General features: G+C 73.0%; 24 protein-coding genes and 2 riboswitches. Of the genes, 15 read left to right on the top strand and 9 right to left on the bottom strand.

All coding sequences use genetic code 11. The features are described 5' to 3' along the window. Nucleotides 1-133: 133 nt before the first annotated feature. The 5 genes from ACFY2K_RS41665 to ACFY2K_RS41645 form a co-directional block, all read right to left on the bottom strand. Nucleotides 134-505, bottom strand: a complete 372-nt coding sequence (locus ACFY2K_RS41665; RefSeq protein ID WP_375893312.1) for a GntR family transcriptional regulator — start codon at nt 503-505, stop codon at nt 134-136. Nucleotides 506-646: 141 nt separating this feature from the next. After that, complete coding sequence (locus ACFY2K_RS41660; RefSeq protein ID WP_380529837.1) at nt 647-2,305, bottom strand: cytochrome bc complex cytochrome b subunit; 1,659 nt, start codon at nt 2,303-2,305, stop codon at nt 647-649. Continuing rightward, nucleotides 2,302-3,354 carry a Rieske 2Fe-2S domain-containing protein gene (locus tag ACFY2K_RS41655; protein ID WP_375893309.1) on the bottom strand — a complete coding sequence of 351 codons (1,053 nt, stop codon included), beginning with the start codon at nt 3,352-3,354 and terminating at the stop codon, nt 2,302-2,304. The genes ACFY2K_RS41660 and ACFY2K_RS41655 overlap by 4 nt, the downstream gene beginning before the upstream one ends. An 8-nt stretch (nt 3,355-3,362) precedes the next feature. Further along, a complete protein-coding gene (locus ACFY2K_RS41650; RefSeq protein WP_375893308.1) occupies nt 3,363-4,172 on the bottom strand; it encodes a c-type cytochrome in 810 nt (269 codons plus the stop codon). A 187-nt stretch (nt 4,173-4,359) separates the two neighbouring features. Then, nucleotides 4,360-4,980 carry a heme-copper oxidase subunit III gene (locus tag ACFY2K_RS41645; protein ID WP_375893306.1) on the bottom strand — a complete coding sequence of 207 codons (621 nt, stop codon included), beginning with the start codon at nt 4,978-4,980 and terminating at the stop codon, nt 4,360-4,362. A gap of 397 nt (nt 4,981-5,377) precedes the next feature. On the opposite strand from ACFY2K_RS41645, the gene ACFY2K_RS41640 reads away from it, so the two are divergent. The 3 genes from ACFY2K_RS41640 (at nt 5,378) to ACFY2K_RS41630 (ending at nt 8,677) form a co-directional block, all read left to right on the top strand. Beyond that, nucleotides 5,378-5,803, top strand: coding sequence for a hypothetical protein (locus ACFY2K_RS41640; protein ID WP_375893304.1), 426 nt, complete (start codon nt 5,378-5,380; stop codon nt 5,801-5,803). Between the two features lie 120 nt (nt 5,804-5,923). After that, nucleotides 5,924-7,000, top strand: a complete 1,077-nt coding sequence (trpD, locus tag ACFY2K_RS41635; protein WP_375893302.1) for an anthranilate phosphoribosyltransferase — start codon at nt 5,924-5,926, stop codon at nt 6,998-7,000. A gap of 143 nt (nt 7,001-7,143) precedes the next feature. Continuing rightward, a riboswitch (SAM riboswitch) is annotated at nt 7,144-7,261 on the top strand. Between the two features lie 51 nt (nt 7,262-7,312). Next, nucleotides 7,313-8,677 carry an aminotransferase class V-fold PLP-dependent enzyme gene (locus ACFY2K_RS41630; RefSeq protein ID WP_387718005.1) on the top strand — a complete coding sequence of 455 codons (1,365 nt, stop codon included), beginning with the start codon at nt 7,313-7,315 and terminating at the stop codon, nt 8,675-8,677. A 3-nt stretch (nt 8,678-8,680) separates the two neighbouring features. On the opposite strand, the gene ACFY2K_RS41625 is transcribed toward ACFY2K_RS41630, so the two are convergent. Together ACFY2K_RS41625 and ACFY2K_RS41620 are read right to left on the bottom strand one after the other, a co-directional pair. Beyond that, a complete protein-coding gene (locus tag ACFY2K_RS41625; protein ID WP_030240061.1) occupies nt 8,681-8,962 on the bottom strand; it encodes an Lrp/AsnC ligand binding domain-containing protein in 282 nt (93 codons plus the stop codon). A gap of 41 nt (nt 8,963-9,003) precedes the next feature. Next, nucleotides 9,004-9,786 carry a rhomboid family intramembrane serine protease gene (locus ACFY2K_RS41620; protein ID WP_380529843.1) on the bottom strand — a complete coding sequence of 261 codons (783 nt, stop codon included), beginning with the start codon at nt 9,784-9,786 and terminating at the stop codon, nt 9,004-9,006. A gap of 228 nt (nt 9,787-10,014) precedes the next feature. On the opposite strand from ACFY2K_RS41620, the gene ACFY2K_RS41615 reads away from it, so the two are divergent. The 6 genes from ACFY2K_RS41615 to ACFY2K_RS41590 all read left to right on the top strand — a co-directional run bounded on the left by ACFY2K_RS41615 (nt 10,015) and on the right by ACFY2K_RS41590 (nt 17,218). Then, a complete protein-coding gene (locus ACFY2K_RS41615) occupies nt 10,015-10,278 on the top strand; it encodes a hypothetical protein (protein ID WP_375893296.1) in 264 nt (87 codons plus the stop codon). A 289-nt stretch (nt 10,279-10,567) separates the two neighbouring features. After that, a complete protein-coding gene (locus tag ACFY2K_RS41610) occupies nt 10,568-11,869 on the top strand; it encodes an NYN domain-containing protein (protein WP_375893323.1) in 1,302 nt (433 codons plus the stop codon). Nucleotides 11,870-12,090: 221 nt separating this feature from the next. Further along, complete coding sequence (locus tag ACFY2K_RS41605) at nt 12,091-13,125, top strand: NlpC/P60 family protein (protein ID WP_375893294.1); 1,035 nt, start codon at nt 12,091-12,093, stop codon at nt 13,123-13,125. Nucleotides 13,126-13,464: 339 nt separating this feature from the next. Continuing rightward, nucleotides 13,465-13,620, top strand: a riboswitch (cyclic di-AMP (ydaO/yuaA leader). 10 nt (nt 13,621-13,630) lie between these two features. Continuing rightward, nucleotides 13,631-14,746: an NlpC/P60 family protein gene (locus ACFY2K_RS41600; RefSeq protein WP_380529846.1), complete on the top strand. Its 1,116-nt coding sequence runs from the start codon at nt 13,631-13,633 to the stop codon at nt 14,744-14,746. A gap of 226 nt (nt 14,747-14,972) precedes the next feature. Then, nucleotides 14,973-16,019: an NlpC/P60 family protein gene (locus tag ACFY2K_RS41595; protein ID WP_375893290.1), complete on the top strand. Its 1,047-nt coding sequence runs from the start codon at nt 14,973-14,975 to the stop codon at nt 16,017-16,019. 53 nt (nt 16,020-16,072) lie between these two features. After that, nucleotides 16,073-17,218, top strand: a complete 1,146-nt coding sequence (locus ACFY2K_RS41590; protein ID WP_380644558.1) for a hypothetical protein — start codon at nt 16,073-16,075, stop codon at nt 17,216-17,218. A gap of 17 nt (nt 17,219-17,235) precedes the next feature. Here the strand turns inward: ACFY2K_RS41590 and ACFY2K_RS41585 are convergent, their stop codons facing one another. Then, nucleotides 17,236-18,591 carry a glycosyltransferase 87 family protein gene (locus tag ACFY2K_RS41585; RefSeq protein ID WP_380529850.1) on the bottom strand — a complete coding sequence of 452 codons (1,356 nt, stop codon included), beginning with the start codon at nt 18,589-18,591 and terminating at the stop codon, nt 17,236-17,238. A gap of 213 nt (nt 18,592-18,804) precedes the next feature. Here ACFY2K_RS41585 and ACFY2K_RS41580 point away from each other — a divergent pair, with 213 nt between their 5' ends. Continuing rightward, on the top strand, nt 18,805-19,941 hold the full coding sequence (locus tag ACFY2K_RS41580) for a glycosyltransferase family 4 protein (RefSeq protein WP_387717999.1): 1,137 nt from the start codon (nt 18,805-18,807) through the stop codon (nt 19,939-19,941). Nucleotides 19,942-20,051: 110 nt separating this feature from the next. On the opposite strand, the gene ACFY2K_RS41575 is transcribed toward ACFY2K_RS41580, so the two are convergent. Continuing rightward, nucleotides 20,052-21,845 (bottom strand): AMP-dependent synthetase/ligase, encoded by a 1,794-nt coding sequence (locus tag ACFY2K_RS41575; RefSeq protein WP_380529854.1) that lies wholly within the window; start codon nt 21,843-21,845, stop codon nt 20,052-20,054. Between the two features lie 383 nt (nt 21,846-22,228). Between ACFY2K_RS41575 and ACFY2K_RS41570 the strand changes: the two genes are divergently transcribed. The 5 genes from ACFY2K_RS41570 to ACFY2K_RS41550 all read left to right on the top strand — a co-directional run bounded on the left by ACFY2K_RS41570 (nt 22,229) and on the right by ACFY2K_RS41550 (nt 26,371). Continuing rightward, complete coding sequence (locus tag ACFY2K_RS41570) at nt 22,229-22,663, top strand: SRPBCC family protein (RefSeq protein WP_375893282.1); 435 nt, start codon at nt 22,229-22,231, stop codon at nt 22,661-22,663. Between the two features lie 34 nt (nt 22,664-22,697). Further along, nucleotides 22,698-23,870, top strand: coding sequence for an ArsA family ATPase (locus ACFY2K_RS41565; protein WP_375893280.1), 1,173 nt, complete (start codon nt 22,698-22,700; stop codon nt 23,868-23,870). A 95-nt stretch (nt 23,871-23,965) separates the two neighbouring features. Next, nucleotides 23,966-24,370 (top strand): DUF5304 family protein, encoded by a 405-nt coding sequence (locus ACFY2K_RS41560; RefSeq protein ID WP_375893278.1) that lies wholly within the window; start codon nt 23,966-23,968, stop codon nt 24,368-24,370. Between the two features lie 192 nt (nt 24,371-24,562). Then, nucleotides 24,563-25,504 (top strand): ROK family glucokinase, encoded by a 942-nt coding sequence (locus tag ACFY2K_RS41555; RefSeq protein WP_375893276.1) that lies wholly within the window; start codon nt 24,563-24,565, stop codon nt 25,502-25,504. A 120-nt stretch (nt 25,505-25,624) separates the two neighbouring features. Next, a complete protein-coding gene (locus ACFY2K_RS41550; RefSeq protein ID WP_380644561.1) occupies nt 25,625-26,371 on the top strand; it encodes an endonuclease/exonuclease/phosphatase family protein in 747 nt (248 codons plus the stop codon). Nucleotides 26,372-26,528: the final 157 nt, after the last annotated feature.

Genomic DNA, 26,528 nt, shown 5'->3' with positions numbered 1-26,528 from the left:
CGTCCAGTACGAGGCCGACTCGGGCGCACGCCCAGCCGGGCGCCCAACGCCGCGCGCTGATCTGCCAAGATCCGCCGGACAGGCCCTAGGCCCGGTCCGGCCGAGGCCGCCTCCCAGGGCCCGGGCCGGGCCCTCAGGCCTGCGGGTAGGCCAGGCCCAGGGCGGTGACCACGGCGGCCAGGGCCTCCGGGTGGGACAGGCCCAGCCGGCTCGCGCGTTCGGCGTACTCGGCGGCGGCCTCGGCGGCCAGCCGGTGGGCGGCGTCCCCGGTGGCCGCGATCAGGGTGCCGCGCCGGCCGTGGGTCTCCACCACGCCGTCCGCCTCCAGCTCCTTGTAGGCCCGGGCGACCGTTCCGGCGGCCAGCCCCAGCTCCTCGGCGAGGGCCCGCACGGTGGGCAGCCGCAGCCCGGTCGGCAGCGCACCGGAGCGGGCCCGCTCGGCGATCTGGGCGCGGATCTGCTCGTACGGGGGAGTGGCGGCGGCGGGGTCGACGGACAGCTGCACGGGTGGCTCCTGGGGACGCGGCGGATGCGGGGCCGGCAGGGGGACTGGCAGAGGGGTACCGGCGGAGGGGCAAAGGCCGAGGGCCGCCGACCAGATGAACTCTGGTCAGCGGCCCTCGGGGTGACGCGGGCGCGTACGGGATCAGTGGTGGCCGTGGCCGCTGGTGATCTCGTGGTGCTCCTCGGCGGTGGGCTTGGGGATCTGGCTGCCCTCGCCGTAGAAGCCGCGGGAGAGCTTGGCCCGGGTGCGGGTGAGCGCGCCGGCCTTGCGGGCCACGCCGTTCTCGTCCGTCTGGGCCGGCAGCTCGACCGGCTGGTTCTGCTCGTGCGCGGTGAGGGTGTGCAGGTCCTTCGCCGGCAGCTGGGCGTGTACCTCGATGAACTCACCGTGCGGCAGGCGCTTGATGACGCCGGTCTCGCGGCCGTGCAGCACCTTCTCCTTGTCGCGGCGCTGGAGGCCGAGGCACCAGCGCTTGGTGACGATGAAGGTGATGACCGGCACCACGAAGAAGCCGGCGCGCACGAAGTAGGTGATCGAGTTGATCGACAGGTGCAGGTGGGTGGCGAACAGGTCGTTGCCACCACCGACCAGCAGCACCAGGTACAGGCTGATCCAGGCGGCACCCAGGGCGGTGCGGACCGGGGCGTTGCGCGGGCGGTCCAGGATGTGGTGCTCGCGCTTGTCGCCGGTGATCCAGCCCTCGATGAACGGGTAGACCGCGATCGCGACCAGGACCAGCGGGAAGATCATCAGCGGGACGAAGACACCCAGGTTCAGGGTGTGGCCCCACAGGCTGATCTCCCAGCCCGGCATGACGCGGATCAGGCCCTCGGAGAAGCCCATGTACCAGTCGGGCTGGGCGTCGGTCGACACCTGGTCCGGACGGTACGGGCCGTACGCCCAGATCGGGTTGATCGTGGCGATCGCCGAGATGGCGGCGATGATGCCGAAGACCAGGAAGAAGAAGCCACCGGCCTTGGCCATGTAGACCGGCATCAGCGGCATGCCGACGACGTTCTTCTCGGTCTTGCCCGGGCCCGCCCACTGGGTGTGCTTGTGGTAGAAGACCAGGATCAGGTGCGCGACCAGCAGGCCGAGCATGATGCCCGGGATCAGCAGGACGTGGATGGTGAAGAACCGCGGCACGATGTCGTGGCCGGGGAACTCGCCCCCGAACAGGAACATCTGGATGTAGGTGCCGACCAGCGGGACCGCGAGGATCGCGCCTTCCATGAAGCGGATACCGGTGCCCGACAGCAGGTCGTCCGGCAGCGAGTAGCCGAAGAAGCCGTCGAACATGCCGAGGACCAGCAGCAGGAAGCCGAAGACCCAGTTGATCTCGCGCGGCTTGCGGAACGCGCCCGTGAAGAACACGCGCATCATGTGCACGAGCATCGCGGCCACGAAGACCAGGGCGGCCCAGTGGTGGATCTGGCGGATCAGCAGACCGCCGCGGATCTCGAAGCTGATGTCCACCGTCGAGGCGTACGCCTCGGACATCCCGATGCCCTTGAGCGGCACGTACGAGCCGTTGTAGACGACCTCGGCCATCGACGGCTTGAAGAACAGCGTCAGGTAGACACCGGTCAGGATGATGATGACGAAGGTGTAGAGGCAGATCTCGCCCAGCATGAAGGACCAGTGGTCCGGGAAGATCTTGCGCAGGTTGGCCTTGGCGAGGGAGTAGATCCCCAGCCGGCCGTCCGTCCAGTCAGCCGCGGACTCCCACTTGTTGGCGGGGTTCGCACGCGTGCTGGAGGGCTTGGCGGCACCGGTCTTGGTGCTGCTCGCGCTACTCATCGAGCACGCTCCCAGAAGCTCGGGCCGACAGGCTTCTCGAAGTCGCCGGTGGCGATCAGGTTGCCCTGCTCGTCAGTGGTGATCTTCAGCTGCGGCAGCGGGTGGCCGGCGGGGCCGAAGATGACGCGCGCGCCGTCCGCCAGGTCGAAGGTCGACTGGTGGCAGGGGCAGAGCGCGTGGTGGGTCTGCTGCTCGTACAGGCTGATCGGGCAGCCGACGTGGGTGCAGATCTTGGAGTAGGCGAGGATGCCCTCGAAGCCCAGCTCCTTGGACTTGTCGTCCTTGATGTCCTCCGGCGCGATGCGCACCAGCATCAGGGCGTCCTTGGCGATGCGCTGCTGGAAGTCCTCGTCGTGGGTGGTGAGCCCCTCCGGCATCGCGAAGGTCAGCGAGCCGATCACGAGGTCCTCGGGCTTCATCGGCTGCATGGTGCTCATGTTGACGAGCTGCACCGGCTTGGCCGGGGTGGCCTCCTTCCAGCCCGTCTCCTGGAGCTTCTTCTCCGGCAGCGGGCCGAGGTCGCGGAGCAGGACCACGCCGGAGAGCGGGACCAGCGCCATCGACCCGATGAGGGTGTTGCGGATCATCTTGCGGCGACCGAAGCCGGACTCGGCGGCACCGGTCTTGAACTGGTCGATGACGTCGTTGCGGACCTCGTCGGAGGCCTCGATCGGGTGACGCTCGGCCGGCAGCTCGACGTCCGACATCAGGGTGCGGGCCCAGTGGACCGCGCCCGCGCCGATCATGAACAGCGCGACGCCCAGGGTCAGGCCGAGCGCGAAGTTCAGCGCGCTGACGTGGCCCAGCGGGAAGATGTAGACGATCTTGTCCGGGTCGATGGCCACGTACGAGGCGATGAAGCCGATCGTCGCGAGCATCGAGACCACGAACATCAGCGAGACCTGGCGCTCGGCCCGCTTGGCGGCCTGCTCGTCGATGTCGGTGCGGCGGGGCTCGTGGGCCGGCAGGCCCGGGTCGGCGAACGGGTTGCCGTGGTCGGCCACCTCGCCGGCGGAGCCGTGCGGCTCCGGGAGCTTCTCTTCTGACATGTCGTGGCTCATGACTTCTTGGCCTTGGTGGTGTGGGCGGCGACCCAGATCGCGACCGCGATGAGCGTGCCGAGGCCGAAGATCCAGCCGAACAGACCCTCGGTCACCGGACCGAGGCTGCCCAGGGTGAGACCGCCGGGGTTGGGCTCATCGTTGGTGGTGTGGCGGACGAAGGCCACGATCTGCTTCTTCTGCTCCTCGGGCATGGTGCTGTCCGGGAACGACGGCATCTGCTGCGGGCCGGTCTGCATGGCCTCGTAGATGTGCTTGGCGTCCACGCCCTCCAGCGACGGGGCGTACTTGCCCTTCGTCAGGGCACCGCCCTGGCCGGCGAAGTTGTGGCACTGGGCGCAGTTGGTGCGGAACAGCTCGCCACCCTTGGAGATGTCGTCCGGGTTGGTCGAGGTGTACTGCTTCGCGTCCGGCGTGATCGGGCCGGGGCCGAGCGACTGGACGAACGCGGCGAGCTGGTCGATCTCGCTCTGGCTGTAGATGGCCTTCTTGCGCGGCACCTGGGCACCGGGCTGCTGGGCCGGCATGCGACCGGTGCCGACCTGGAAGTCGACAGCGGCGGAGCCCACGCCGACCAGGCTCGGACCGTCGCTGCTGCCCTGGCCGTTCAGGCCGTGGCAGGAGGAGCAGCCCACGGCGAAGAGCTTCTTGCCCTCATCGATCGCGAGCGACTGCGCGGCGACGTCGGCCTGCGCCTTGTCGGCGGGCGCGAACGCGGCGTACAGCCCCCCGGTTGCCGCCAGGGCGAGAAGTAGGACGACCAGCGCCGCCAATGGGTGGCGCCGTCGTGCGGAGAGCTTTTTCACGGAATAACCCCGGTGTCAGGATCTGGTCGACTGGTGGGTGCACCCGGCGGCCGGTCTGGCCGGCACGAGGTTGCCTGTCCAAGGCTGCGCGCGCGGTCGGTCGGTGGGAGCGTCGGCACCGGCAGAAGCGGCCCGTCGCCGGTGAGGGCGGGGGCCGCTGCCGGTGGCCAGCGACCTGATCAGCTGGTTACTTGATCAGGTAGATGGTCGCGAACAGGCCGATCCACACGACGTCGACGAAGTGCCAGTAGTAGGACACGACGATCGCGGCGGTGGCCTGCTCGTGCGTGAAGCGCTTGGCTGCGTACGTCCGTCCCAGGACCAGCAGGAAGGCGATCAGACCGCCCGTCACGTGCAGACCGTGGAAGCCGGTGGTCAGGTAGAACACCGTGCCGTACGGGTCGGAGGACAGCGAGAGGCCGTCGTTCTTGACCAGCTCGGTGTACTCGTAGACCTGGCCGCCGATGAAGATCGCGCCCATGAAGAACGTGAGGGCAAACCACCCGCGGAGCTTCTTCACGTCACCGCGCTCGGCGGCGAATACGCCGAGCTGGCAGGTGAGCGAGGAGAGCACCAGGATCGTGGTGTTGATCGAGGAGAACGTCACGTTGAGGGCGTGCGCCTTCTCGGCCCAGAACTCGGCTCCCTTGACGGAGCGGAGCGTGAAGTACATCGCGAAGAGGGCCGCGAAGAACATCAGCTCGGAACTGAGCCAGACGATCGTTCCGACGCTGACCATGTTCGGTCGATTGACCGATCCGTGCGCGTGCCCGGTTTCTGTTGCTGTTGCTGTCGCCACGACGGACATTATGTCGGTCCCTTATTCCGTCTTCACGTCGGGGGGTGTCCCTCGGAGTGTCCGGTGCGTGCGGTATGCCCGCTTGAAGGCCGACGGAGGGTCCGGACGAGGGCTGAGCAGCGGCGTGTCCCTTTTCTGACGGTTCCTCGGAGGGGCCCGCGACCCCGTTGCCCGGCGCGTCGTTGCACGGTCGGCCCAGTGTCCTGCCGTAGGGGGGCGGGGCGCCGCATCCGCCGTCCGGGTGGACCGGGCGGGTCCGGGTGACGGGCCGTCCTCCGAGCGGGTGAGTCACGGGCGCGGCGGCTTGAGGGGGAACGTGCGCGAGGGGGACCGGCGACGGGGGAAACGGGAGTAGCATCCGGATCAGGTGAACGTGGTCCGGATCACACTTGAGGGAGCAGGGTCCATGGCGTACACGACCGACGAGACGCTCACCGTCCTCGTCTACAGCGACGACCGCAACACCCGCGAGCAGGTGCTGACGGCGCTCGGCCGTCGCCCCGCCGAGGATCTTCCGGAGCTGTCCTACCTCGAATGCGCGACCACCCCCGCGGTGATCAAGGCGCTGGAGAAGGGCGGCGTCGACCTGTGCGTGCTGGACGGCGAGGCGGTGCCGGCCGGCGGCCTCGGCCTCGGGCGCCAGCTCAAGGACGAGATCTACGGGTGCCCGCCGGTGCTGGTGCTGATCGGCCGGCCGCAGGACTCCTGGCTCGCCGCCTGGAGCCGGGCCGATGCCGCGATCTCCCACCCGGTCGAGCCGGTGGCGCTGGCCGAGGCGGTCGCCACCCTGCTGCGGGCCCGGCTGGCCAAGCGGGCCCCGGCCACGCGCTGAGCGGTGCCGTCTCAGTCCTGGAGAAGGGGGCGCCGTCGGCACCCCGCCGCTCGATAGGCTGGCTCCATCCGTACGGACGTCCCCCCGGCGCGGGGGAACCGACTACAGCTGGAGTCAGCCATGGTGAACGTGAACCCTGCGAACGGTGGTACCGACCCCGCGCAGGTGGTCCGCACCTGGCCGGACATCCTGGCGGCTCTGTTGAAGGGGGAGGACCTCGACCGCTCGTCCACCGCGTGGGCGATGGACCGGATCATGAGCGGCGAGGCGTCCCCCGTCCAGGTGGCCGGGTTCATGGTGGCGCTGCGGGCCAAGGGCGAGACGGTCGACGAGATCGCCGGCCTGGTGGACGCGATGTACGACCACGCCGAGCCGCTGGACATCCCCGGCCCGGCGGTCGACATCGTCGGCACCGGCGGGGACCGGGCGAAGACCGTCAACATCTCGACCATGTCGGCGATCGTCGCCGCGGCGGCCGGGGCCAAGGTGGTCAAGCACGGCAACCGGGCGGCCTCCTCGTCCAGCGGCTCCTCGGACGTGCTGGAGAAGCTCGGGGTGGCACTCGACCTCTCCTCCCGGCGGGTGGCCCAGGTGGCCGAGGAGGTCGGGCTCACCTTCTGCTTCGCGGCGAAGTTCCACCCCTCGATGCGGCACGCCGCCACCGCGCGGCGCGACCTCGGGGTGCCCACCGCCTTCAACATCCTCGGCCCGCTGACCAACCCGGCGAAGGTCACCTCGCACGCCATCGGCTGCTTCGACACCCGGCTGGCCGGGCTGATCGCCGGGGTGCTCGCCCGGCGCGGGGCGACCGCGCTGGTGTTCCGCGGCGACGACGGGCTGGACGAGCTGACCATCACCACCACCTCGCGGGTCTGGGTGGTGCGCGACGGCGTGGTCACCGAGACCACGTTCGACCCGCGGGACGTCGGCATCGAGCTGGTCGGCATCGAGGCGCTGCGCGGGGCCGACGCCGCGTACAACGCCGAGGTCGCGCGCCGGCTGCTGGCCGGGGAGCGCGGGCCGGTGCGGGACGCCGTCCTGCTGAACACGGCGGCGGCGCTGGTCGCGCTGGAGCTGGGCGACGCCCCGCTGGCGGAGCAGCTCGCGGCGGGCATGGTGCGGGCGGCCGAGGCGATCGACTCCGGCCGGGCGCAGGACCTGCTGCGGCGCTGGTCCGAGGCCACCAGCCGGATCTGAGCCGGTAGTTGAGGGCCCGTGTCGATGCGTCGGCACGGGCCCTCCGGCTGCCCGCCCCGAGCCGGAGGGGCGCGCCGAGGAGGCTGTCCGGATGGTGGATGCCTGTTTGACCGTCCGACGTACCCGACCTAGAGTCTTCGCCAGGTCATGAGTGACAGCGCGAAGCCCCAGCTCGCTGTCCGGCAACCCTCCGTCCGTGGCGGGGTGCCCTGGGTGAGGACCGGGTCGCCGGGCAAGCCGTCCGCGCGACAAGCGCGGACACCGGACGATCAGCACTCCCGGGGTCCCTTACCCGTGAAGGAGTGCATCCTCATGTCCCTCTCCCTCGGAACCACCGCCCCGCTCGCCGTCCTCGGCCACGACGTCGAGGTCCCGCTCGTCAGCGGTGAGAAGGTCGGCTACGCGGCTCTCGACTACGCGGCCAGCGCGCCGGCCCTCCAGCGGGTGTGGGAAGACGTCGCCGCCTACGCCCCCTACTACGGCAGCGTGCACCGCGGCGCCGGCTACCTCTCCCAGCTGTCCACCGACCTGTTCGAGCAGAGCCGCCGGACCGTCGCCGAGTTCCTCGACCTGCGCGAGGGCGACCAGGTGGTCTTCACCCGCGCCACCACCGACTCGCTCAACCTGCTGGCCGCCGCCGTCCCGGCCGGCACCCGGGTGTTCGCCTTCGAGACCGAGCACCACGCCTCGCTGCTGCCGTGGGCGCACGCCGGGCTGGAGGTCTGCTACCTGCGGGCGCCGCGCTCGCGGGCCGAGGCGGTGGCCGCGCTGGAGGAGGCGCTGGCCGCGGCGCCGGAGGGCCCGAAGCTGCTGTGCGTCACCGGCGCCTCCAACGTGACCGGCGAGCTGTGGCCGGTCGCCGAACTGACCGGGACCGCGCACCGGTACGGCGCCCGGGTGGTGCTGGACGCCGCCCAGCTGGCCCCGCACCACCGGGTCTCGGTGCGCGAACTGGGCGTCGACTGGATCGCCTTCTCCGGCCACAAGCTGTACGCGCCGTTCGGCGCCGGGGTGCTGGCCGGGCGCTCCGACTGGCTGGACGCGGCCGAGCCCTACCTGGCCGGCGGCGGGGCGACCCGGACGGTGGCCCGGGAGCTGGACGGCTCGGTGGCGGTGCAGTGGCACACCGGCCCGGCCCGGCACGAGGCCGGCTCGCCCAACGTCATCGGCGCCTACGCGATCGCCTCGGCCTGTCGGGCGCTCACCGAGGCCGGCTTCGACGCGCTGGAGGCCCGGGAGCGGGAGCTGGTCGAGCGGCTGACGGCGGGGCTGGCGGAGATCCCCGAGGTCCGGGTGCTGAACCTGTTCGGGGCCGGCTCGGCCCGGGTGGGCGTGCTGTCCTTCGTCGTCCAGGGCTGGAACAGCTCGCACTTCTCGGCCGCGCTGTCCGCCGAGTACGGCATCGGCGTGCGCGACGGGCTGTTCTGCGCCCACCCGCTGGTGCGCACCCTGCTCGGGGACGAGGACGTGGCGCCCTCCGAGTGCGGGGCGCCCGAGCCCTCGCTGCCCGGTGAGCGCAGCCTGAACGCGATCCGGGTGAGCTTCGGCGCCGGCACGCCGGACGAGCACGTCGAGCGCTTCCTGGCCGCGGTCCGCGAGCTGGTCTCGGACGGCGCGGCGTGGAACTACCGCAACGAGGGCGGCCGTTGCGTCGCCGACACGCGTCGCGCGAGCTGAGTCCTACTCGTCCAGGCCGAGGGCGAAGGCCGCTTCCAGGTCGTGCTGGGAGTAGGTGCGGAAGGCGATCTGGGTCTCGGTGTGGGCCACGCCCGGGACCTTGTTGAGCCGGCCCGGGATGACCTCGGCCAGGTCGTCGTGGCGGCGCACCCGGACCATCGCCACCAGGTCGTACCCGCCGGTCACCGAGTACACCTCGCTGACGCCCTCGATCGCGGCGATGGCCTCGGCGATCTCAGGGATGCGGTCGACACTGGTCTTGATCAGGACGATGGCGGTGATCACAGTTCGGGCTCCTTGATGGGGTGCGGCCAGCGTATCGGGCCTCAGCCGGGGCGTCTCGGGGGGTGGCCGACCACCGTGCAGGCGTACAGGAAGCCCGCCGAGAAGCCGATCACGTGCACCAGGTAGGCCACTCCGGGCCCGGCCGAGTGCACCGACCACCACTGCAGGGCGAACCAGAGGCCGAGCACCAGCCAGGCCGGGAAGCGCAGCGGGAGGAAGAGGAGCAGCGGGACGAGGGTGGTCACCCGGGCCCGCGGGTGGAAGCGCAGGTAGGCGCCGAGCACGGCGGAGATCGCGCCCGAGGCGCCGATCAGGACCCGGGTGGAGTCGGGCGAGTGCGCCTCGGCGAGCGCGAAGCCGTACGAGGCGGTGCAGCCGGCGGCCAGGTAGAAGAGGAGGTACCTGGCCCGGCCGACCCGGCGTTCGACGGTCGGGCCGAAGACGTGCAGGAAGAGCAGGTTGCCCAGCAGGTGCAGCCAGCCGGCGTGCAGGAAGAGGCCGGTGAGGGCGGACACCGCCGGGTGCTTGCCCGGGGTGGGGGCGGCGGGGCAGCCGGGGACCGGGTCGGGGGCCTCGGCCAGTTGTCCGGCGGTCAGCGGGTGGCCGGTCAGCAGTTCGGCGGGGACGGCGCCCCAGCGCTGCTCGTACCGCTGCTCGGCGCAGATCCGGGCCTGGCCGGTGCCGTACAGGGGGTTGAGGCCGGCGGCCGGGCCGAGCAGGAAGACCAGGGTGTTGACCGCGATCAGGGCGTAGGTGACCGCCGGGGCGGGCAGCGCCGGGCGGCCGTCCCGCGCGTCGGTGTGGTCGGGGGCCGTGAGCGCCATGCGGCCAAGCATCCCTCCGGGCGCGGCAGGTGACACGGCGGTTTACGGCAGGTGGACTACTGGTCCGTCCGGCGGGGCGGGACGGACTCCGGTCATCTCAGCTGACCGGTGGTCCTCGTGGTTGCCCCAGGCAATAGGCTTGGGGCGGGCATTCCCGCCTCCCGCCGCCGACGCCGGGGCTCCGGGGGAGCGCCCGGCCCGCCCAGGGACCAGCCGAGAGGACCCCCGATGACCGTCCCCGCTCCGACCGCCGAGACGCGCTGGCGCTGCACGCTGTGCGGCAACCTCACCCGCTTCGACGTGACCCGCTCCGCGCGGGTCACCGAGTTCCTGCACTTCGACCTGGCCGGCGAATCCCGGGTCGAGGAGACCGAGGTGCACAGCGAGACCGTGGAGTCCGTGCGCTGCCGCTGGTGCAACGCGGTGGACCAGGTCGAGCTGGTGGCCCGTCCGGGTGCCGAGGCCGCGGAGGCCCCCACCACGCAGGGCTGACCCCTCCGGTGCGGTGGGCGGTGCGCGACACCGCCGTCCACCGCACGGGACAATACAGACAAGACGCACGGAGCGTGACGACAGGGGCGGCCGCGGCCGCACCCGCTGGACCAGGATCGGAGCCGAGGACGTGGTGGACGCAGCGAGGGAGCCCGGCGAAGCGCAGGGGCTTCAGCCCGCTGCGCCGGCACCGGAGCCGGCCACCGGGCCGGTCCGGTCCGAGACCGACCTCCCGGGGGACGCCGGCGGGGCCCCGGCCGGCGCGGGTGCCGAGCGGGCGCCCGAGAAGCTGGACCGGCCGCTGCCCGAAGGGGTGCGCCGGCGGGTGGTCGGGCTGGCCTCGGACGCGCTGGGCGGGCTGCCGCCCGGGGAGCTGCCGCAGAGCCTGCGTCAGTACGTCAAGTTCACCCCCGCGCGGCGGGCCAAGTACGCGGCCACCGCGCTGGCGGCGGCGCTGGAGTCCGAGCCGGCCTTCCGGGTGCGGATAGCGGAGCGGCTGCGGCTGGGCCAGCCGGACCTGGTGAAGGCGCTGGAGTCGGGCACCGTCCCCGGCGCCGCCGATCCGATGGACGTCGCGGCCGCCGCCTACCTGGTGCGCTCGCCCGGCTGGAGCCGACTGGTCGCCGAGGCGGGCGAGGAGGCCGAGCGGGCCGGCGCCGAGGACGCGGCGGCGGAGGCCGCCCGGCAGGTGGAGAAGCTCCAGGCCGAGCTGGCCGAGGTGCGGGCCGCGGCGCGGGCGGACCTGGACCGCCAGCGCGCGGAGTTCGAGGGCGTCCGGCGGGAGGCCGAGTCGCTGCGCAAGAAGGTGCGGTCGCTGGAGAGCGACACCCGGCGGGCGCAGGCCGAGACCCGGCGGGTGACCGGGGAGCTGGAGGCGGCGCGGGCGCAGGCCACCGGGGAGCGCAGCGCGGCCGAGTCCGAGGCGCGGCGGCTGCGGCACCGGGTTTCCGAACTGGAGACCGCGGTCGAGCAGGGCCGCCGCTCGGCCCGGGAGGGCCGCAGCGTCGAGGACATGCGGCTGCGGCTGCTGCTGGACACCGTGCTGCAGTCGGCGCAGGGCCTCCAGCGGGAGCTGGCGCTGCCGGTCTCCCAGCTCCGCCCGGCGGACCTGGTGGAGGCGGTGGTGCCGGGGTCGGCCTCGCCGCACGACGTGGCCCGGCGCGGCCTGGCCGAGGACGACCCGGCGCTGCTGGACCAGTTGCTGGCGATCCCCCAGGTGCACCTGGTGGTGGACGGCTACAACGTGACCAAGACCGGGTACCCGGCGCTGCCGCTGGAGCAGCAGCGGATCCGGCTGCTGGGCGGGCTGGCGATGCTGGCCCAGCGCACCCAGGCGGAGGTCACCTGTGTGTTCGACGGGCAGGACCTGGACGTACCGGTCATCATGGCGCCGCCGCGCGGGGTGCGGGTACGGTTCAGCCGGACCGGCGAGACCGCGGACGAGCTGATCCGCCGTCTGGTCCGGGCCGAGCCGCAGGGCCGTCCGGTGGTGGTGGTCTCCACCGACCGGGAGGTCGCGGAGGGCGTGCGGAAGGCGGGTGCGCGCCCGGTGGCCTCGGTGCTGCTGCTGAACCGGTTGGCCCGGCCCTGAGCCGGCCCCGAGCCGGGTCGGAGTCGGGACGGGGGCTGTGACGGCAGGTCAGTGGGGCTTCCGTGCGGGTGTGCGGATCCGGTGAAGTCAGTGGGGGAACCGGAGTTCACGCCTTCGGGGGAGTGGCAAAACGGGTAGATCTTCACTAGGGTCTGGCGTCAAACCTATTTTCCGGAATCTCACCTGATCAGGTGAGTCCGATGGAAGAAGGAGCCGGTCCCTTGGCCTCCCACCGCCGTCCCAAGCAGCCGAGCCGCGCGCGGGTCTCCGTGCTCACCGCTGCTGCTGCGACCGCGGTCGCCCTCTCCGCCCAGGTCGCCGCGCATGCCGCGCCGCAGCCGAACAAGAGTGACGTCAAGGCGCAGATCGACCAGCTCCAGCAGGAGCAGGAGCAGGCGGCCGAGAAGTACAACGGCGCCAAGGAGCGCTCCGACCAGCTCCGCAAGCAGGCCGACCAGCTCCAGGACCAGGTGGCCCGCAGCCAGGACCAGATGAGCCAGCTCCAGGTGGGCCTGGCCCAGGTCGCGGGCGAGCAGTACCGCACCGGCGGCATCGACCCGTCCGTCCAGCTGATGCTCTCCTCCGACCCGTCCGGCTACCTGGACAAGGCGTCGAGCGTCCAGCAGGCCAGCACCACCCAGACCGAGGCGCTCAAGGGCCTGCTCGACCAGCAGCGCCGGCTGGACCAGGAGAAGGCCGAGGCGGCCGCCGTGCTCGCCTCCCTGGACTCCACCACCAAGGACCTCAACCAGGCCAAGGCGGACGTCAACACCAAGTTGAAGACCGCCCAGGACCTGCTGAACTCGCTCAGCGCCGCCGACCGGGCCGCGCTCCGGGCCCAGCAGCAGCAGGACGACCGCGCCTCCCGCGGCGCCGACCGGGTCGACCTCAGCAACCTGCCGCCGGCCAGCGGCTACGCCGCCGTGGCGGTGGCCAAGGCGATGAGCAAGCAGGGTTCGCCGTACGTGTGGGGCGCCACCGGGCCCTCCACCTTCGACTGCTCGGGCCTGATGGTCTGGGCGTACGGCCAGGCCGGCGTCTCGCTGCCGCGCACCTCGCAGGAGCAGGGCCACATCGGGACCGCCGTGACGCTGGCCACCGCCCAGCCGGGTGACCTGGTGATCTACGGCGGCGACATGCACCACGTCGGGATGTACATCGGCAACGGCATGGTGGTCCACGCGCCGCACACCGGTGACGTGGTGAAGGTGATGAAGGCCGACGCGATGTCGATCAACACGATCCGCCGGATCTGACGCTCCGGTACCTCCCCGAGGGGCCGGTTCCGGCCCTGTGATCCGCGCCACCTCCGGTCGGGGGTGGCGCTCCGGGTTTGCGGACCGGGCGGGCCGGAGGGTGAGAGTCGATCAGCTTTGCGTGCGCCGGTGATCACCATCAGTCATTTTCACAAAAGAACATGGGTAATCTTCCGTCTTTTTTCTGACAAGGATTTGAACGGATCACGGTTCAGTTACTAGGGTCGTGCTCCGAACCACCGCACAGTCGATCACCCAGCCTGGGTGGCGGCGGTGGTTACCGCCGAGTTCGCGAAACAGCGGGGCAGGTCGAAGCGACTGCCCGACAGGGGAGCCCAGTAGTCGGGGGCGCTGTGGAGCGGAGCCGGGGAACCACACGTTCCTCCGGGGTGAATCGGCGCCAGGTCGGCCGTAGGTGAGGCCGGTGAGGCGTCGTAGGGCATGCTTCCGGCCCGAACCCGTCAGCTCACCCGGTAGGCGGCGTAGGAAGAAGGAGTCCGCCTTCGTGGCGTCCCATCGTCGTCCCAAGCCCGCCAGCCGTACCCGCGTCTCGATCCTGACCGGTTTCGCCGCCGCCGCCGTCGCGCTCTCCGCGCAGTCCGGCGCGCACGCCGACCCGCAGCCGACCAAGGACCAGGTCAAGGAGCAGGTCGACCAGCTCAACGAGCAGGCCGAGCAGGCGACCGAGAAGTACAACGCCGCGCAGGAGAAGCAGCAGGAGCTGGAGAAGCAGGTCTCCGGCCTCCAGGACCAGGTGGCCCGCCAGCAGGCCCAGGTGACCGACCTCCAGGGCGGCCTGGCCGAGATCGCCGGCGAGCAGTACCGCAACGGGGGCATATCCCCGACGGTCCAGCTGATGTTCTCCTCCAGCCCGGACAACTTCCTCAACCAGGCCGGCGCGCTGAACCAGGCGGGCAGCACCCAGAAGAACCAGCTCAAGCAGCTCCAGGACCAGCAGCGCAAGCTGGACCAGGACCGCACCGAGGCCCAGGGCAAGCTCGGCGAGCTGGAGTCCACGACCCAGCAGCTGAAGGCCTCCAAGGACGAGGTCCAGAACAAGCTCAAGGCCGCCCAGGACCTGCTCAACACGCTGACCGAGCAGGAGCGCCAGGCGATCAAGGCGGCCGAGGACAAGGCCGCCGCCGACGCCAAGGCCAAGGCGGACGCCGCCGCGAAGGCCGCCGCCCCGGACCGCGCCTCGCGCGACAGCAGCCGCAGCGACCTCGGCTCGGGCTCCACCGCCGCGCCGGTCAAGATCGCCCCGGGCAGTTCGCACGGTGCCGCCGCGCTGGCCGCCGCCGCCACCAAGGTCGGCAGCCCGTACGTCTGGGGCGCCACCGGCCCCAGCTCCTTCGACTGCTCCGGCCTGATGGTCTGGGCGTTCAACCAGGCCGGGGTGTCGCTGCCGCGCACCTCGCAGGAGCAGGCCGGCGCCGGCACCCGGATCGGCTCGGACATCTCCCAGGCCCAGCCCGGCGACATGCTGATCTTCTACGGCGACGCCCACCACGTCGGCATCTACGCGGGCAACGGCCAGGTGCTGCACGCTCCCAAGCCGGGTGCGTCGGTGCGCTACGAGGCCGTCTCCAACATGCCGCTGGCCTCCATCGTGCGGGTCTGATCCCCGGCCACGCGTTCACGGGCCCGGTCCTCCGTCACGGAGGGCCGGGCCTGCGGCTTTTCCGGCGGCTCGACCTGGTGTCCGATTAGGGGTCAAATATTCGGGTCGGTAGGGGTTTGGACTCACTTGCCCGGACTCGCTAACGTCTGCCACCGGACTCCCGCTCGACGGCCGCCCACCGGGGCGCGGCCGCGGGGCCGCGCCGCAGGACTGGAGCCGTTGCCGCATGCCCGTGCACCGTCGTTCCCAACTGCTCGCCCGTGCGCTGGTACTGACCGCGGCCGCCACCACGGCCCTGGGTGTGGCGACCGCCGGCAGCGCCCAGGCCGCCCCCGGGGCGCCGGACGCGCCCGACCGCAAGGACGTCAAGGCCCAGGTCGAGCAGCTGTACGACGAGGCCGAACAGGCCTCGGAGAAGTACAACGCCGCGCAGGAGGCGCAGAAGCGGCTGCTGGGCGAGACCACGATCCTCCAGGGCGAGGTCGCCGCCGCCCAGGAGCAGCTCAACGAGCTGCGCGGGGACCTCGCCACGGTCGCCGGGGCCGAGTACCGGGGCGGCGGGATGACCCAGACCGCCCAGCTGATGCTCTCCAGCGACCCGGAGGCCTACCTCACCCGCGCCCGCACCCTCGGCCAGGCCGCCGAGCGCCAGCAGGAGACCCTGCACGAGCTGGTCACCCGTCAGCGCCGGCTCGACCAGCGCCGCACCGAGACCGCCGCCAAGCTCGCCGAACTGGACGAGGCCCGCCGCTCGCTCGCCGAGAACAAGCAGCAGATCCAGCAGCGCCTCGCCAAGGCGCAGAAGCTGCTCAACAGCCTGGGCGCCGTCGAGCGGAACCGGATGGTCGCCCAGGACGCCCGGGAGGCCGAGCAGCGCGCCACCCGCGGCACCGACCGGCTGGACCTCGGCAACGCCCCGGCCGCCTCCGAGCGCGGGGCGGCCGCGCTGGCCGCCGCGGTGCGGATGGTCGGCTCGCCCTACGTCTACGGATCCACCGGGCCGCGTGCCTTCGACTGTTCCGGTCTGATGTACTACAGCTGGCGGCAGGCCGGAGTGACCCTGCCGCGGACCTCGCAGGCCCAGGCGTACGCCGGGCAGCGGATCAGCCTCTCCGAAGCGCGGCCGGGAGACCTGGTGATCTTCTACCGGGACATGCACCACGTCGGGATGTACGCCGGCGGCGGTGTGATGGTGCACGCCCCGTACCCCGGTGCCAAGGTCCGGTACGAGAGCGTCAACGCGATGCCGGTCTCGGGAGTGGTCCGGCTCTGAGCGCGACGCCCTCCGGGCCGGACGGCCCCCACCCGATAGACCCCGCGCGCCGGGTGCTGTCCCGGCGCGGTGCGTTGCTGCTGGCGGCCGGCGGACTGGCCCAGCTGTCGCTGCCCCCGGTGGCCCCGCCGCCGCCGGGCGGGCGGGCCGTCGACCGGCAGGCCGAGGTCGCCGCGCTGCTGGCGGCGCGGGCACGCTCGCTGCCCGCCCGGTCGGGGCTGACCGGGGCCGAGGCGGTGTACCGGAACCTGGTGCTCTCACCGCCCGCCGGGCCGGAGCGGCAGGGCGCGTCCGTCGAGCTGGCGCTGCGGATCGCCGGGTACGACGAGTACCCGGTGGTGTACCCGCGCCGGATCGAGCTGGTCCGGGACCGGGGCGGCTGGCGGGTCGAGCGCGAGGAGGGCGCCGGTGGGCCCCCGGCGCCGTGGGACCTCGGCCCGGTCCGCACCGCCGCCGGAGCCCGCTGCCTGGTGCTCGGCCTGGCCGACGGGCCCGACCCGGCCGGGCTGGTCCCGGTGGGGGACAAGGCGGTGCCGGCCGTCAGCGCGGTCTGGGGCGACGCCTGGCCCGGCCGGCTGCTGCTGGAACTGCCCGCCACCGAGCCGCAGTTCGCCCGGCTGCTGGAGGCCGACCCGGCGGGCTGGACGGGCATGGCGGCGGTCACCGTGGCCGCCCCCGGCGCCCCCCGGCACACCCCGGCGGACCGGGTGGTGATCAACCCCGAGGCCTTCGCGAAGCTCAGCGACTTCGGCCGCCAGGTGGTCGTCACCCACGAGACCACCCACGTCGCGACCCGGGCCGACACCCGGGCCTGGACCCCGCTGTGGCTCTCCGAGGGCGTCGCCGACTGGACGGCCTACCGGGACTCCGGCCGGCGCCCGCAGCAGATCGCCCCCGAGCTGGCCCGGGACGTCGCCGCCGGGAAGCTGCCCGCCGCGCTGCCCGCCGACGCGGACTTCACCGCGGGCGCCGACGGCATCGCCCAGGCCTACGAGCAGTCCTGGCTGGCCTGCGAGCTGATCGCCCGCCGGTACGGGACGCAGCGGCTGGTCGCCTTCTACCGGGCGGTCGGCGCGGCCGACGGGGCGGGCGAGGAGCGGACGCACCGGACGGACCGGCTGCTACGGTCCGAACTGGGCCTCGGACTGGCCGAGTTCACCGGGCTCTGGCGGGCCGAGGTCGAGGCCTTGAAGGGCTAGCGAAGGCCCCCTGCCGCTTACCGCCCGGCCGGGTGGTCGATGCCGTCCAGCAGGTCCTGCTCGTAGGCGATGCCCGGGCGGACCGGGTACCCGGAGGAAGCCGGCAGGGCCGGGGGCTCGGCCAGGACCACGGTGGGCGCCAGGGCCGTCGAGGCGCGGGTGGAGCGCCAGAGCCGGATGCCGGAGAGCACGGCGGCGGTCAGCAGCAGCAGGTTGCGCAGGCCCAGCACGGCGACCGCGAGCGGTTCGCTGTTCAGGACCTGGGTGAACAAGGTCGGGAACTCGAGCAGGGTGAGCGGGCAGGCGAGCAGGATCAGCAGCGCCACCGGCCGCTGGCTGGTGCCGCGCACGGTCAGGCAGACCGCCGCGACGCCGACCAGCCAGACCAGGTACTGCGGGCTGATCACCCGGCTGGTCACCACGAAGATCAGCAGCGCGCAGAGCGCCGCGTCGTACATGGTGGCGGCGTTGCGCCGACGGGCGGTGAAGCGCCACAGCAGCAGCCAGAGGAAGCCCAGCACGGTGCCGGCCATCATCACCTTGCTGATCACGCTGACCCACGGCCCGAGCATCTCGGGGGAGCCGTAGTTCATGGTGACCTTGCCGTCCCAGCCCCCGGCCAGCCGGGCGATGTGCAGCGGCAGCGCGCCCACCGACTCGACCTCGATGCCGCGGGCCCCCTGGAAGGCCAGGAAGCCGAAGGCGCCGTTCATCCCGGCCGCCAGCAGGAAGCCGACCGAGACCGCCGTGGCGGCGGCCAGCGTCCAGGAACGGCGGGTACGGCGGCCGGACGGGGTGCCGATCAGGCCCAGCAGCGGCCAGATCTTGACGATGCCGCCCAGGCCCAGCAGCAGCCCGCCGATCGCCGGGCGGCGGATCAGCGCCAGCAGGCCGGCCAAGGCGAGCGCGGTGACCAGCAGGTCGAAGCGGTTGTAGATCATCGGGCCGAGCAGCGGTACGGCGACCACCCACAGCCAGGCGCCGGTCAGCGCCCGGCCCCGGCGCAGCCCGGTGCGGATCAGCAGCGCGGCCGCGGCGGCGTCGGCGATCCCGCAGATCACCCAGAACGAGGTCAGGTACGACCAGGGCAGCAGGCCCGGCAGCAGGATCACCAGGGCGGCGCCGGGCGGGTACTGCCAGGTGACGTCGTCGAACGGGAAGGTGCCGGTCTGCAGCACGCCGTACCAGGCGTGGTAGATCATCCAGACGTCGGCGGTGACGTCGCCGCCGGGAGCCTTCAGCACCCCGGTCATCAGCAGCACCAGTACGGTGCGGGTGGCCACCCAGGTCGCCCCGAGGGCGGCGAGCGCCCCGAGCGGGCGGCCGAGGCGGCCGCGCGAAGTACCGGACTCGGTGGCCGGGGCCAACTCCACTGCGCTCCCTCGTTCGTCTCGACGTCCTCACCGGAGGCGTCGTACGGACGGACGCCCGGGCCGCCGCATCCGCGGCCTAGGTACTAGGACTGACCCGGGGGTCAAACGGTTGCCGTGCGCGGTTCCGTTCCCGGCGGGTCATGGTGTTGACCTATCGTACGGATCACCCAGCGGTACACCGAGCACCCCCCCGACCGAGCGAGCCGTGGCCTGATGCACAGAACCTTGATCGTCACCAATGACTTCCCGCCCCGCCCGGGAGGCATCCAGGCCTTCGTGCACAACATGGCCGTCCGTCAGCCCGCAGGGAGCGTCGTGGTGTACGCCTCGACCTGGCGGGACGGTACCGAGGTGCGCGCCTTCGACGCCGAGCAGCCGTTCCCGGTGATCCGGGACCGCACGAAGGTGATGGTTCCCACACCCCGGGTCACCCGGCGGGCCGCCGAGATCCTGCGCGCCGAGAAGTGCGACTCGGTCTGGTTCGGGGCGGCCGCCCCGCTGGGCCTGATGGCGCCCGCGCTGCGCCGGGCCGGGGCCGGGCGGCTGCTCGGCATGACCCACGGGCACGAGGCCGCCTGGGCCCAGCTGCCGGGCTCCCGGCAGCTGCTGCGGCGGATCGGCGCGGGCACCGACGTGCTGACCTACCTGGGCGAGTACACCCGCTCGCGGATCGCCGCCGCGGTCGGGCCGCGGGCCGCGGCCCGGATGGTGCAGCTGCCGCCGGGCGTGGACGAGACGACCTTCCACCCCGGTTCCGGGGGCGCCGAGGTGCGCCGGCGGCTGGGGCTGGCGGACCGGCCGGTGGTGGTCTGCGTCTCCCGGCTGGTGCCGCGCAAGGGCCAGGACACCCTGATCGAGGCGATGCCGCTGATCCTGCGCGACGTGCCGGACGCGGTGCTGCTGATCGTCGGCGGCGGGCCGTACCGGGCGGACCTGGAGAAGTTGGTGGATGCCGAGGGGGTCCGGGACTCGGTGCGGTTCACCGGCTCGGTGCCGTGGGCCGAGCTGCCCGCCCACTACGGGGCCGGGGACGTCTTCGCGATGCCGTGCCGGACCCGGCGCGGGGGGCTGGACGTGGAGGGCCTGGGGATCGTCTACCTGGAGGCCTCGGCGACCGGGCTGCCGGTGGTCGCGGGGGACTCCGGCGGGGCGCCGGACGCGGTGCTGGAGGGCGAGACCGGGTACGTGGTGCCGGGCGGCTCGGCCGAGGCCTCGGCCGAGCGGATCGTCCGGCTGCTGCGGGACGAGGAGCTGCGCCGTCGGATGGGCGAGGCCGGCCGGCGTTGGGTGGAGCGCTCCTGGCGCTGGGACCTGCTGGCCGGGCGGCTGACCTCGCTGCTGGCGGGCTGACGCCCGGTACGGCAGTCCGCGGGTACGAAGGTACGAAGGTACGACGCCGCGAAGGGCCCCGGGGAGTCCCCGGGGCCCTTCGGCGTACCCGTACTGCCGCCGGCGCGGCCCTACTTCCGGTACAGCGCCTCGATCTCGGCGGCGTAGTCCTTGAGCACCACGTTGCGCTTGAGCTTGAGCGAGGGCGTCAGGTGGCCGCTCTCCTCGGAGAACTCGGTGTCCAGCAGGCGGAACTTCTTGACCGCCTCGGCGTGCGAGACGGCCGCGTTGCCGTCGTCCACGGCGGACTGCAGGGCGGCCAGCAGGTCCGGGTCCTCGGCGAGCTCGGCGACCGTGGCGGTGGCGGGCTTGCCGTTGAGCTCCTTCCACTTCGGGAAGAAGTCCGGGTCGACGGTGACCAGGCAGGCGATGAAGGGCTTGCGGTCGCCGACCACCATGACCTCGCCGACCAGGGCGTGGGCCCGGATGCGGTCCTCGATCACGGCCGGGGCGACGTTCTTGCCGCCCGCGGTGACGATGATCTCCTTCTTGCGGCCGGTGATGGTCAGGTAGCCCTCGGAGTCCAGCGCGCCGAGGTCGCCGGTGGCGATCCAGCCGTCCTTGAGGGTGTCGGCGGTGGCCTGGGGGTTGTTCCAGTAGCCGGTGAAGACGTGCGGGCCCTTGAAGTAGACCTCGCCGTCCTCGGCGATCCGGACCGAGGCGCCGGGGACCGGCTGGCCGACCGTACCGATCTTCGGCTTGTCCCACGGGTTGAAGGCGGTGGCCGCGCAGGTCTCGGTCAGGCCGTAGCCCTCCAGGACGGTGAAGCCGATGCCCCGGTAGAAGTGGCCGAGCCGCTCGCCGAGCGGGGCGCCGCCGGAGATCGCATGGGTGGCCCGGCCGCCGAGGGCGGCCCGCAGCTTGCTGTAGACCAGCTTGTCGAAGACGGCGTGCTTGAGCCGCAGCACCAGGCCGGCGCCGCCGGCGTCCAGCGCCCGGCTGTAGGCGATCGCGGTCTCCGCGGCCTTGTCGAAGATCTTGCCCTTGCCGTCGGCCTGGGCCTTGGCACGGGCGGTGTTGTAGACCTTCTCGAACACCCTGGGCACGCCCAGGATCAGGGTCGGCCGGAACGACGCCAGCTCGGCGGTGACGTCCCTGATGTCCGAGACGTGGCCCAGCTTGATCGGGGCCATCACCGGGGCGATCTCGGCGATCCGGGCGAGCACGTGGGCCAGCGGCAGGAAGAGCAGCACGGAGCTCTCGCCGGTGCGGAACAGCGGGGCCAGACGCTCGACCACGTTGCCGCACTCGGCGAGGAAGTTGCCGTGGGTCAGCTGGCAGCCCTTCGGACGGCCGGTGGTGCCCGAGGTGTAGACGATGGTGGCGATGTCGTCGGGGCCGGCGATCGCCCGGCGCTCCTGGACGGTCGCGTCCGGGACGCCCCGGCCGGCCTCGGCCAGCGCGGCGAGCGCGCCGCCCTCGATCTGCCAGGTGTGCTTCAGCTCCGGCAGCCGGTCGCGGACCTCGGCGACCACCTTGACGTGCTGGTCGGTCTCGGTGACGAGGGCGACGGCGCCGGAGTCGCCGAGGATCCACTCGACCTGCTCGGCCGAGGAGGTCTCGTAGACCGGCACGGTGATCGCGCCGGCCGTCCAGATCGCGAAGTCCAGCAGCGTCCACTCATACCGGGTGCGGGACATGACGCCCACCCGGTCGCCGGGCTCGATGCCTGCGGCGATCAGGCCCTTCGCGGCGGCGTGCACCTCGGCGAGGAACTGGACCGAGGTCAACTCCTGCCAGCGGCCGTCCACCTTCCGGCTGAGCACCGCGACGTCCGGGTGCTCCTCGGCGTTCCGGTGCACAGGGTCGGCGAGGTTACCGCCGCTCGGTACCTGGTAGAGGGCCGGAAGGCTGAAGTCGAGCAAGACTGCTCCTCGTTCGCGACGCTGCGGGACGGCAGGACGTTACTGCCCGGTAGGCAGCTTCGACCAGGGGGGTCGGCCCCGGTGTTCGAAGTGTCACACCCGGCCGGGTCGGACCAGGCCGTGACCGGGTCGTTCGACTGGCACCCTACGACAGCCCACAGGTGACCGGCCGGTAGCATGCCCTGCCGGCCGTCCCGGTGGCCGTCCCCGGTGGCCGTCCCGCCGACGGGCCCGCCCCGGCCGCCGCCGACGCCCCGCCCGCCTCCGCCGGTGCCCGTGCCGCCGAGGAGATCGCCGGTCGCGATAGCCTGCTCCGGGCGGATCGGGCCGAGCGTGCCCCGACCGGACCGGGCAGGCAGAAGGACGAGGCGGAGGGCCTTTCCATGGCGGAGCACACCAGGTCGAGCATCATCATCGACGCGACCCCGGCCGCGGTCATGGCCGTGATCGCGGACTTCGCCGCCTACCCGGCCTGGACCGGAGAGGTCAAGGAGATCGAGGTCCTGGAGAGCGGAGAGGACGGCCGCGCCGCGCAGGTCCGGCTGCTGCTCGACGCCGGCGCCATCCGCGACGAGCACACCCTCGCCTACACCTGGGACGGCGACCGCGAGGTCGGCTGGACCCTCGTCCGCAGCCAGATGCTCCGCTCGCTGGACGGCTCGTACACCCTCGCCCCGCTGTCCGGCGGCCGCACCGAGGCCACCTACCAGCTCGCCGTGGACGTCAAGATCCCGATGCTCGGCATGATCAAGCGCAAGGCCGAGAAGGTCATCATCGACCGCGCCCTGGCCGGCCTGAAGAAGCGCGTCGAGGGCTGACGGGCCCGGGCACGGCGGAACGGGGGCTGACGGCATGACGGCGACACGCACCATCCTGGTCAGCGGCGACGCGGGCGCGCCCGCGGTGGCCGCCGCCACCGCCCTGCACGCCGCCCGGCGCGGCCACCGCACCTGGCTGCTGGCCGCCGACGACCCGCACCGCGCCCTGGACTCCGCGCTCGGCACCCGGCTGGAGCCGGAACCGCTCCGCTACGCGCCGGGCCTGACGGTCTCCCGGATCGACGAGCAGGCCGCCTTCCGCTACGCCGTCGGCGAGCTCACCGGCCGGCTCAAGCCCGCCCTCGACCTGCTCGGCGCCGAACAGCTCGACCCCGAGGAGCTGACCGCCCTCCCCGGCATCGCCCGGCTCGCCCTGCTGCGCGCGCTGCCCGCCGCCGACCAGGACGTCCTGGTGGTGCTCGCCCCGGCACCCGCCGAGCTGATCGCCACCCTCGCCCTGCCCGAGCAGCTCACCCGCTACCTGGAGCGGCTGGTCCCCGAGCAGCGGCAGGCCGCCCGCGCGCTGCGCCCGCTGCTGGCCGGGCTGGCCGGCGTCCCGATGCCCGCCGAGTGGCTGTACGAGGGGCGCACCAAGGCCGCCGCGGTGCTCGCCGAGTCCCGCGCCGCGATCAGCGACCCGGGCACCAGCGTGCGCCTGGTCGTCTCCGCCGACGGCCACCCGTACGAGCAGCTGGGCCGGGTCCGGGCCGGGCTCGCGCTGTACGGCCACCGGCCGGACGCCGTCGTGGTGCACGGCGCGCTGCCGCCCGCCGCCCTCGCCTCGCCCGACCCCTGGCTGGCCGAGCTGGCCCGCCGCCGCCAGGAGGAGCTGGACCGGCTCGCCGCCGAGACCGACGCCCCGGTGCTGGTCACCGGCCTGGCCGAGGGCACCCTGGAGGCCGTCGCCGACCGGCTGTACGGGGACGGCCCCGGCCCCGAGCGGCTCGAACCGCAGCCCTGGCCGGTCGAGGACCGGCTCGCCGAGGACGGCCTGCTGGTCTGGCACCTCGACCTGCCCGGCGCCGACCGCTCCGGGCTGGACCTGGTCCGCCGGGGCGACGACCTGGTGGTCGGCCTCGGCGCCCACCGCCGGGTGCTCCCGCTGCCCGCCGCGCTGCGCCGCTGCACGGTCGCCGGGGCGGGGCTGCACGAGGGCGTGCTGTCGGTGCGGTTCGCACCCGACCCGTCGCTCTGGCCGCAGGGCTGACGGGCCTTCCGGCCTTTCCTCGCGGCCCGGCCGGTCGGGTAGCGTCGGCCCGAACGGGGCCGCGGGGTGCGGCCACGGCTGAGGAGGCGCCCGCGATGACCAGCACCGACGACCGTACCGAGCCCGGCACGGAGCAGGGGAGCGGGCCGTCCCACCCGTTCGGACCGGAGCTGGGCCCGCTGGTGGACGAGGTGCGCCGGTTCGCCACCGCCGTCGGCGAGAAGGCGCAGGAGACGAGTGCCACCACCCTGATCACCCTCTCCGGGCTGGCCGACCGCCTGCGCACCCAGCAGCCGGAGGTCTACTCCCACCTCGCCGCGGCCGGCTCCGGGCTGGCCGCCGCCGGCGCCGAGCTGCTGGCCGCCTACCGCGCCGCGGTGGCCGGGCACGAGCAGCGCTGGACGGCCGGGGAGGGGGCGCCGGTGGAGAAGATCGACCTCGACGCACCCGGCCGGGCCGAGGGCGCCGACGGGGCTGACGGGCCGTCCGCCAAGCAGTGAATCCGTGAATTCCGCAGCGTGACCAGGTTGCTCTCGTACGTCACGAAGAAGGAAAATCGATACGACTTTTGAAGCATCGCGGCCGGGCTGTCCCAGAATTGTCTTCGGATAATGTATGCGAGGCTGTGTACGGGGGCAGGGTTGGGCGGTACCGTTCCGTCCAGCGGGAACGAGTGAATAGCTGAGGGACACATGGCTCTGACCATCGGCGTCGATGTCGGCGGGACCAAGATCGCGGCAGGCGTGGTCGACGAGGCGGGTGCGATCCTGGCGCGGACCCGGGTGCCCACCCCGGCCGACCCCCAGTGGGCCGTCGACGCCATCGCGCAGGCCGTGCGCGAGCTCAAGGAGCAGCACCCCGGTGTCACCGCCGTCGGCGTCGGAGCCCCCGGCTTCGTCGACAGCAACCGCTCCACGGTGATCTTCGCGCCCAACATCGACTGGGAGAACGAGCCGCTGCGCGGCCGGATCGAGGAACTCACCGGCCTGTCCGCGGTGGTCGAGAACGACGCCAACTGCGCCGCCTGGGCCGAGTTCCGCTTCGGCGCGGCCGCCGAGCACCAGGACATGGTGCTGATCACCGTCGGCACCGGCATCGGCGGCGGCATCGTGCTCGACGGGCGGCTGCACCGCGGCCGCTTCGGCGTGGCCGGCGAGATCGGCCACCTCAACATGGTCCCGGACGGCCTCCAGTGCGGCTGCGGCGGCAAGGGCTGCTGGGAGCAGTACGGCTCCGGGCGCGCGCTGCGCCGCTACGGCCGGGAGAAGGCCGCGGCCGACCCGGTGCGCGGCCAGCGGATGCTGGACCTCAACGACGGCGTCGCCGAGACCATCCGCGGCATCCACATCACCGAGGCGGCCGAGGAGGGCGACCCGCTCGCCCTGGAGTGCTACGCCGAGCTGGCCGACTGGCTGGGCCGCGGCATGGCCGACCTCGCCGCGCTGTTCGACCCGGGCGTGTTCGTCCTCGGCGGCGGCGTCTCCGACTCCGGCCGGCTGCTGCTCGACCCGGTCGCCAAGGCCTTCGAGCACTACCTGACCGGCGGGGTGCACCGCCCCCGCGCCGAGGTCGTGCTGGCCTCCATGGGCTCCGCGGCCGGCATCGTCGGCGCGGCGGACCTCGCCCGCACCTGACCGATCCCCAGCAGTCGTCGTGACCCGCCGGCGGCGGTGCGACCGGGCCCCGACCAATCCCGGACGCGCCGCCGCCGTCGCACTACCGTCCTTCCCAGGACACCGCACCAGGGGAGGACCATGACCGCCGCACCCGTCGAGCCGCCGCCGGGCGGCCCGCGCCGACTGCGCCTGCTCAGCTACAACATCCGTTCGCTGCGCGACGACCGGCGGGCGCTGGCGCGGGTGATCCGGGCCTGCGCGCCCGACCTGGTCTGCGTCCAGGAGTCACCGCGCTACTGGCGCCCGGAGGGCCAGGCCGCCCGGCTGGCCCGGGACACCGGGACGGTCGTCCTGGCCGGGGGCGGCCGCACCGCCGCCGGGCCGCTGCTGCTCGGCCGGCCCGGCGCCGTCGAGGTGCTGGGCGTGCACGACCGGCTGCTGCCCAAGACCCGCGGCCTGCACGCGCGCGGCTTCGCCACCGCACTGCTGCGGCTGCCCGGCAGCGCGCCCTTCACCGTCACCAGCTGCCACCTCAGCCTGGACCCGCAGGAGCGGTACGGGCAGTTCGAGCTGCTCCTCGACCAGCTGGCGATCACCGAACACGGCGTCGTGGCAGGGGACTTCAACGAGCACCCGGACGGGCCGGGCTGGCAGCTGCTGGCCTCCCGGATGTGGGACGGGTACCCGACCGCGCCCTGGGGCGGCGAGTTCACGTCCGTCCCGGAGAACCCCTACCAGCGGATCGACGCCGTCTTCGCCACGCCCGGGATCACCGTCCTCGGCTGCGGGGTGCCGCACGGGCTGCCCGGGGTCACCGGGGCCGACCTGCGGGCCGCGACCGACCACCTGCCGGTGCTGGCCGTGCTGGAGTTCCCGGCGCCCTGAGGCGCGTCCCGAGGACCGGGCCCGGACGACCGGGTCAGGCCCGGACAGCCGGACCGGGCCAGGGCTAGGGCCTGTCCGGCGGATCTTGCCAGGCGCGCGACGCCGGGCATCCCGCCTGGACGCACGCCCGAATCGCCCAAGTACGTCCAGTACGAGG

Origin of the sequence: Kitasatospora sp. NPDC001309, assembly GCF_042896295.1 — a bacterium.
Classification (GTDB): Bacteria; Actinomycetota; Actinomycetes; order Streptomycetales; family Streptomycetaceae; genus Kitasatospora.
Note: the sequence above shows the minus strand (reverse complement) of the source record. Positions and strands in the feature narration are given on the sequence as shown.

Bases quoted from the DNA above. Each gene is read 5' to 3' on its own strand.
- ACFY2K_RS41660 (WP_380529837.1), bottom strand. From the start codon at position 2,305: ATGAGTAGCGCGAGCAGCACCAAGACCGGTGCCGCCAAGCCCTCCAGC.
- ACFY2K_RS41655 (WP_375893309.1), bottom strand. From the start codon at position 3,354: ATGTCAGAAGAGAAGCTCCCGGAGCCGCACGGCTCCGCCGGCGAGGTG.
- ACFY2K_RS41645 (WP_375893306.1), bottom strand. From the start codon at position 4,980: ATGTCCGTCGTGGCGACAGCAACAGCAACAGAAACCGGGCACGCGCAC.
- ACFY2K_RS41640 (WP_375893304.1), top strand. From the start codon at position 5,378: ATGGCGTACACGACCGACGAGACGCTCACCGTCCTCGTCTACAGCGAC.
- trpD (WP_375893302.1), top strand. From the start codon at position 5,924: ATGGTGAACGTGAACCCTGCGAACGGTGGTACCGACCCCGCGCAGGTG.
- ACFY2K_RS41630 (WP_387718005.1), top strand. From the start codon at position 7,313: ATGTCCCTCTCCCTCGGAACCACCGCCCCGCTCGCCGTCCTCGGCCAC.
- ACFY2K_RS41620 (WP_380529843.1), bottom strand. From the start codon at position 9,786: ATGGCGCTCACGGCCCCCGACCACACCGACGCGCGGGACGGCCGCCCG.
- ACFY2K_RS41615 (WP_375893296.1), top strand. From the start codon at position 10,015: ATGACCGTCCCCGCTCCGACCGCCGAGACGCGCTGGCGCTGCACGCTG.
- ACFY2K_RS41595 (WP_375893290.1), top strand. From the start codon at position 14,973: ATGCCCGTGCACCGTCGTTCCCAACTGCTCGCCCGTGCGCTGGTACTG.
- ACFY2K_RS41580 (WP_387717999.1), top strand. From the start codon at position 18,805: ATGCACAGAACCTTGATCGTCACCAATGACTTCCCGCCCCGCCCGGGA.
- ACFY2K_RS41570 (WP_375893282.1), top strand. From the start codon at position 22,229: ATGGCGGAGCACACCAGGTCGAGCATCATCATCGACGCGACCCCGGCC.
- ACFY2K_RS41565 (WP_375893280.1), top strand. From the start codon at position 22,698: ATGACGGCGACACGCACCATCCTGGTCAGCGGCGACGCGGGCGCGCCC.
- ACFY2K_RS41560 (WP_375893278.1), top strand. From the start codon at position 23,966: ATGACCAGCACCGACGACCGTACCGAGCCCGGCACGGAGCAGGGGAGC.
- ACFY2K_RS41555 (WP_375893276.1), top strand. From the start codon at position 24,563: ATGGCTCTGACCATCGGCGTCGATGTCGGCGGGACCAAGATCGCGGCA.
- ACFY2K_RS41550 (WP_380644561.1), top strand. From the start codon at position 25,625: ATGACCGCCGCACCCGTCGAGCCGCCGCCGGGCGGCCCGCGCCGACTG.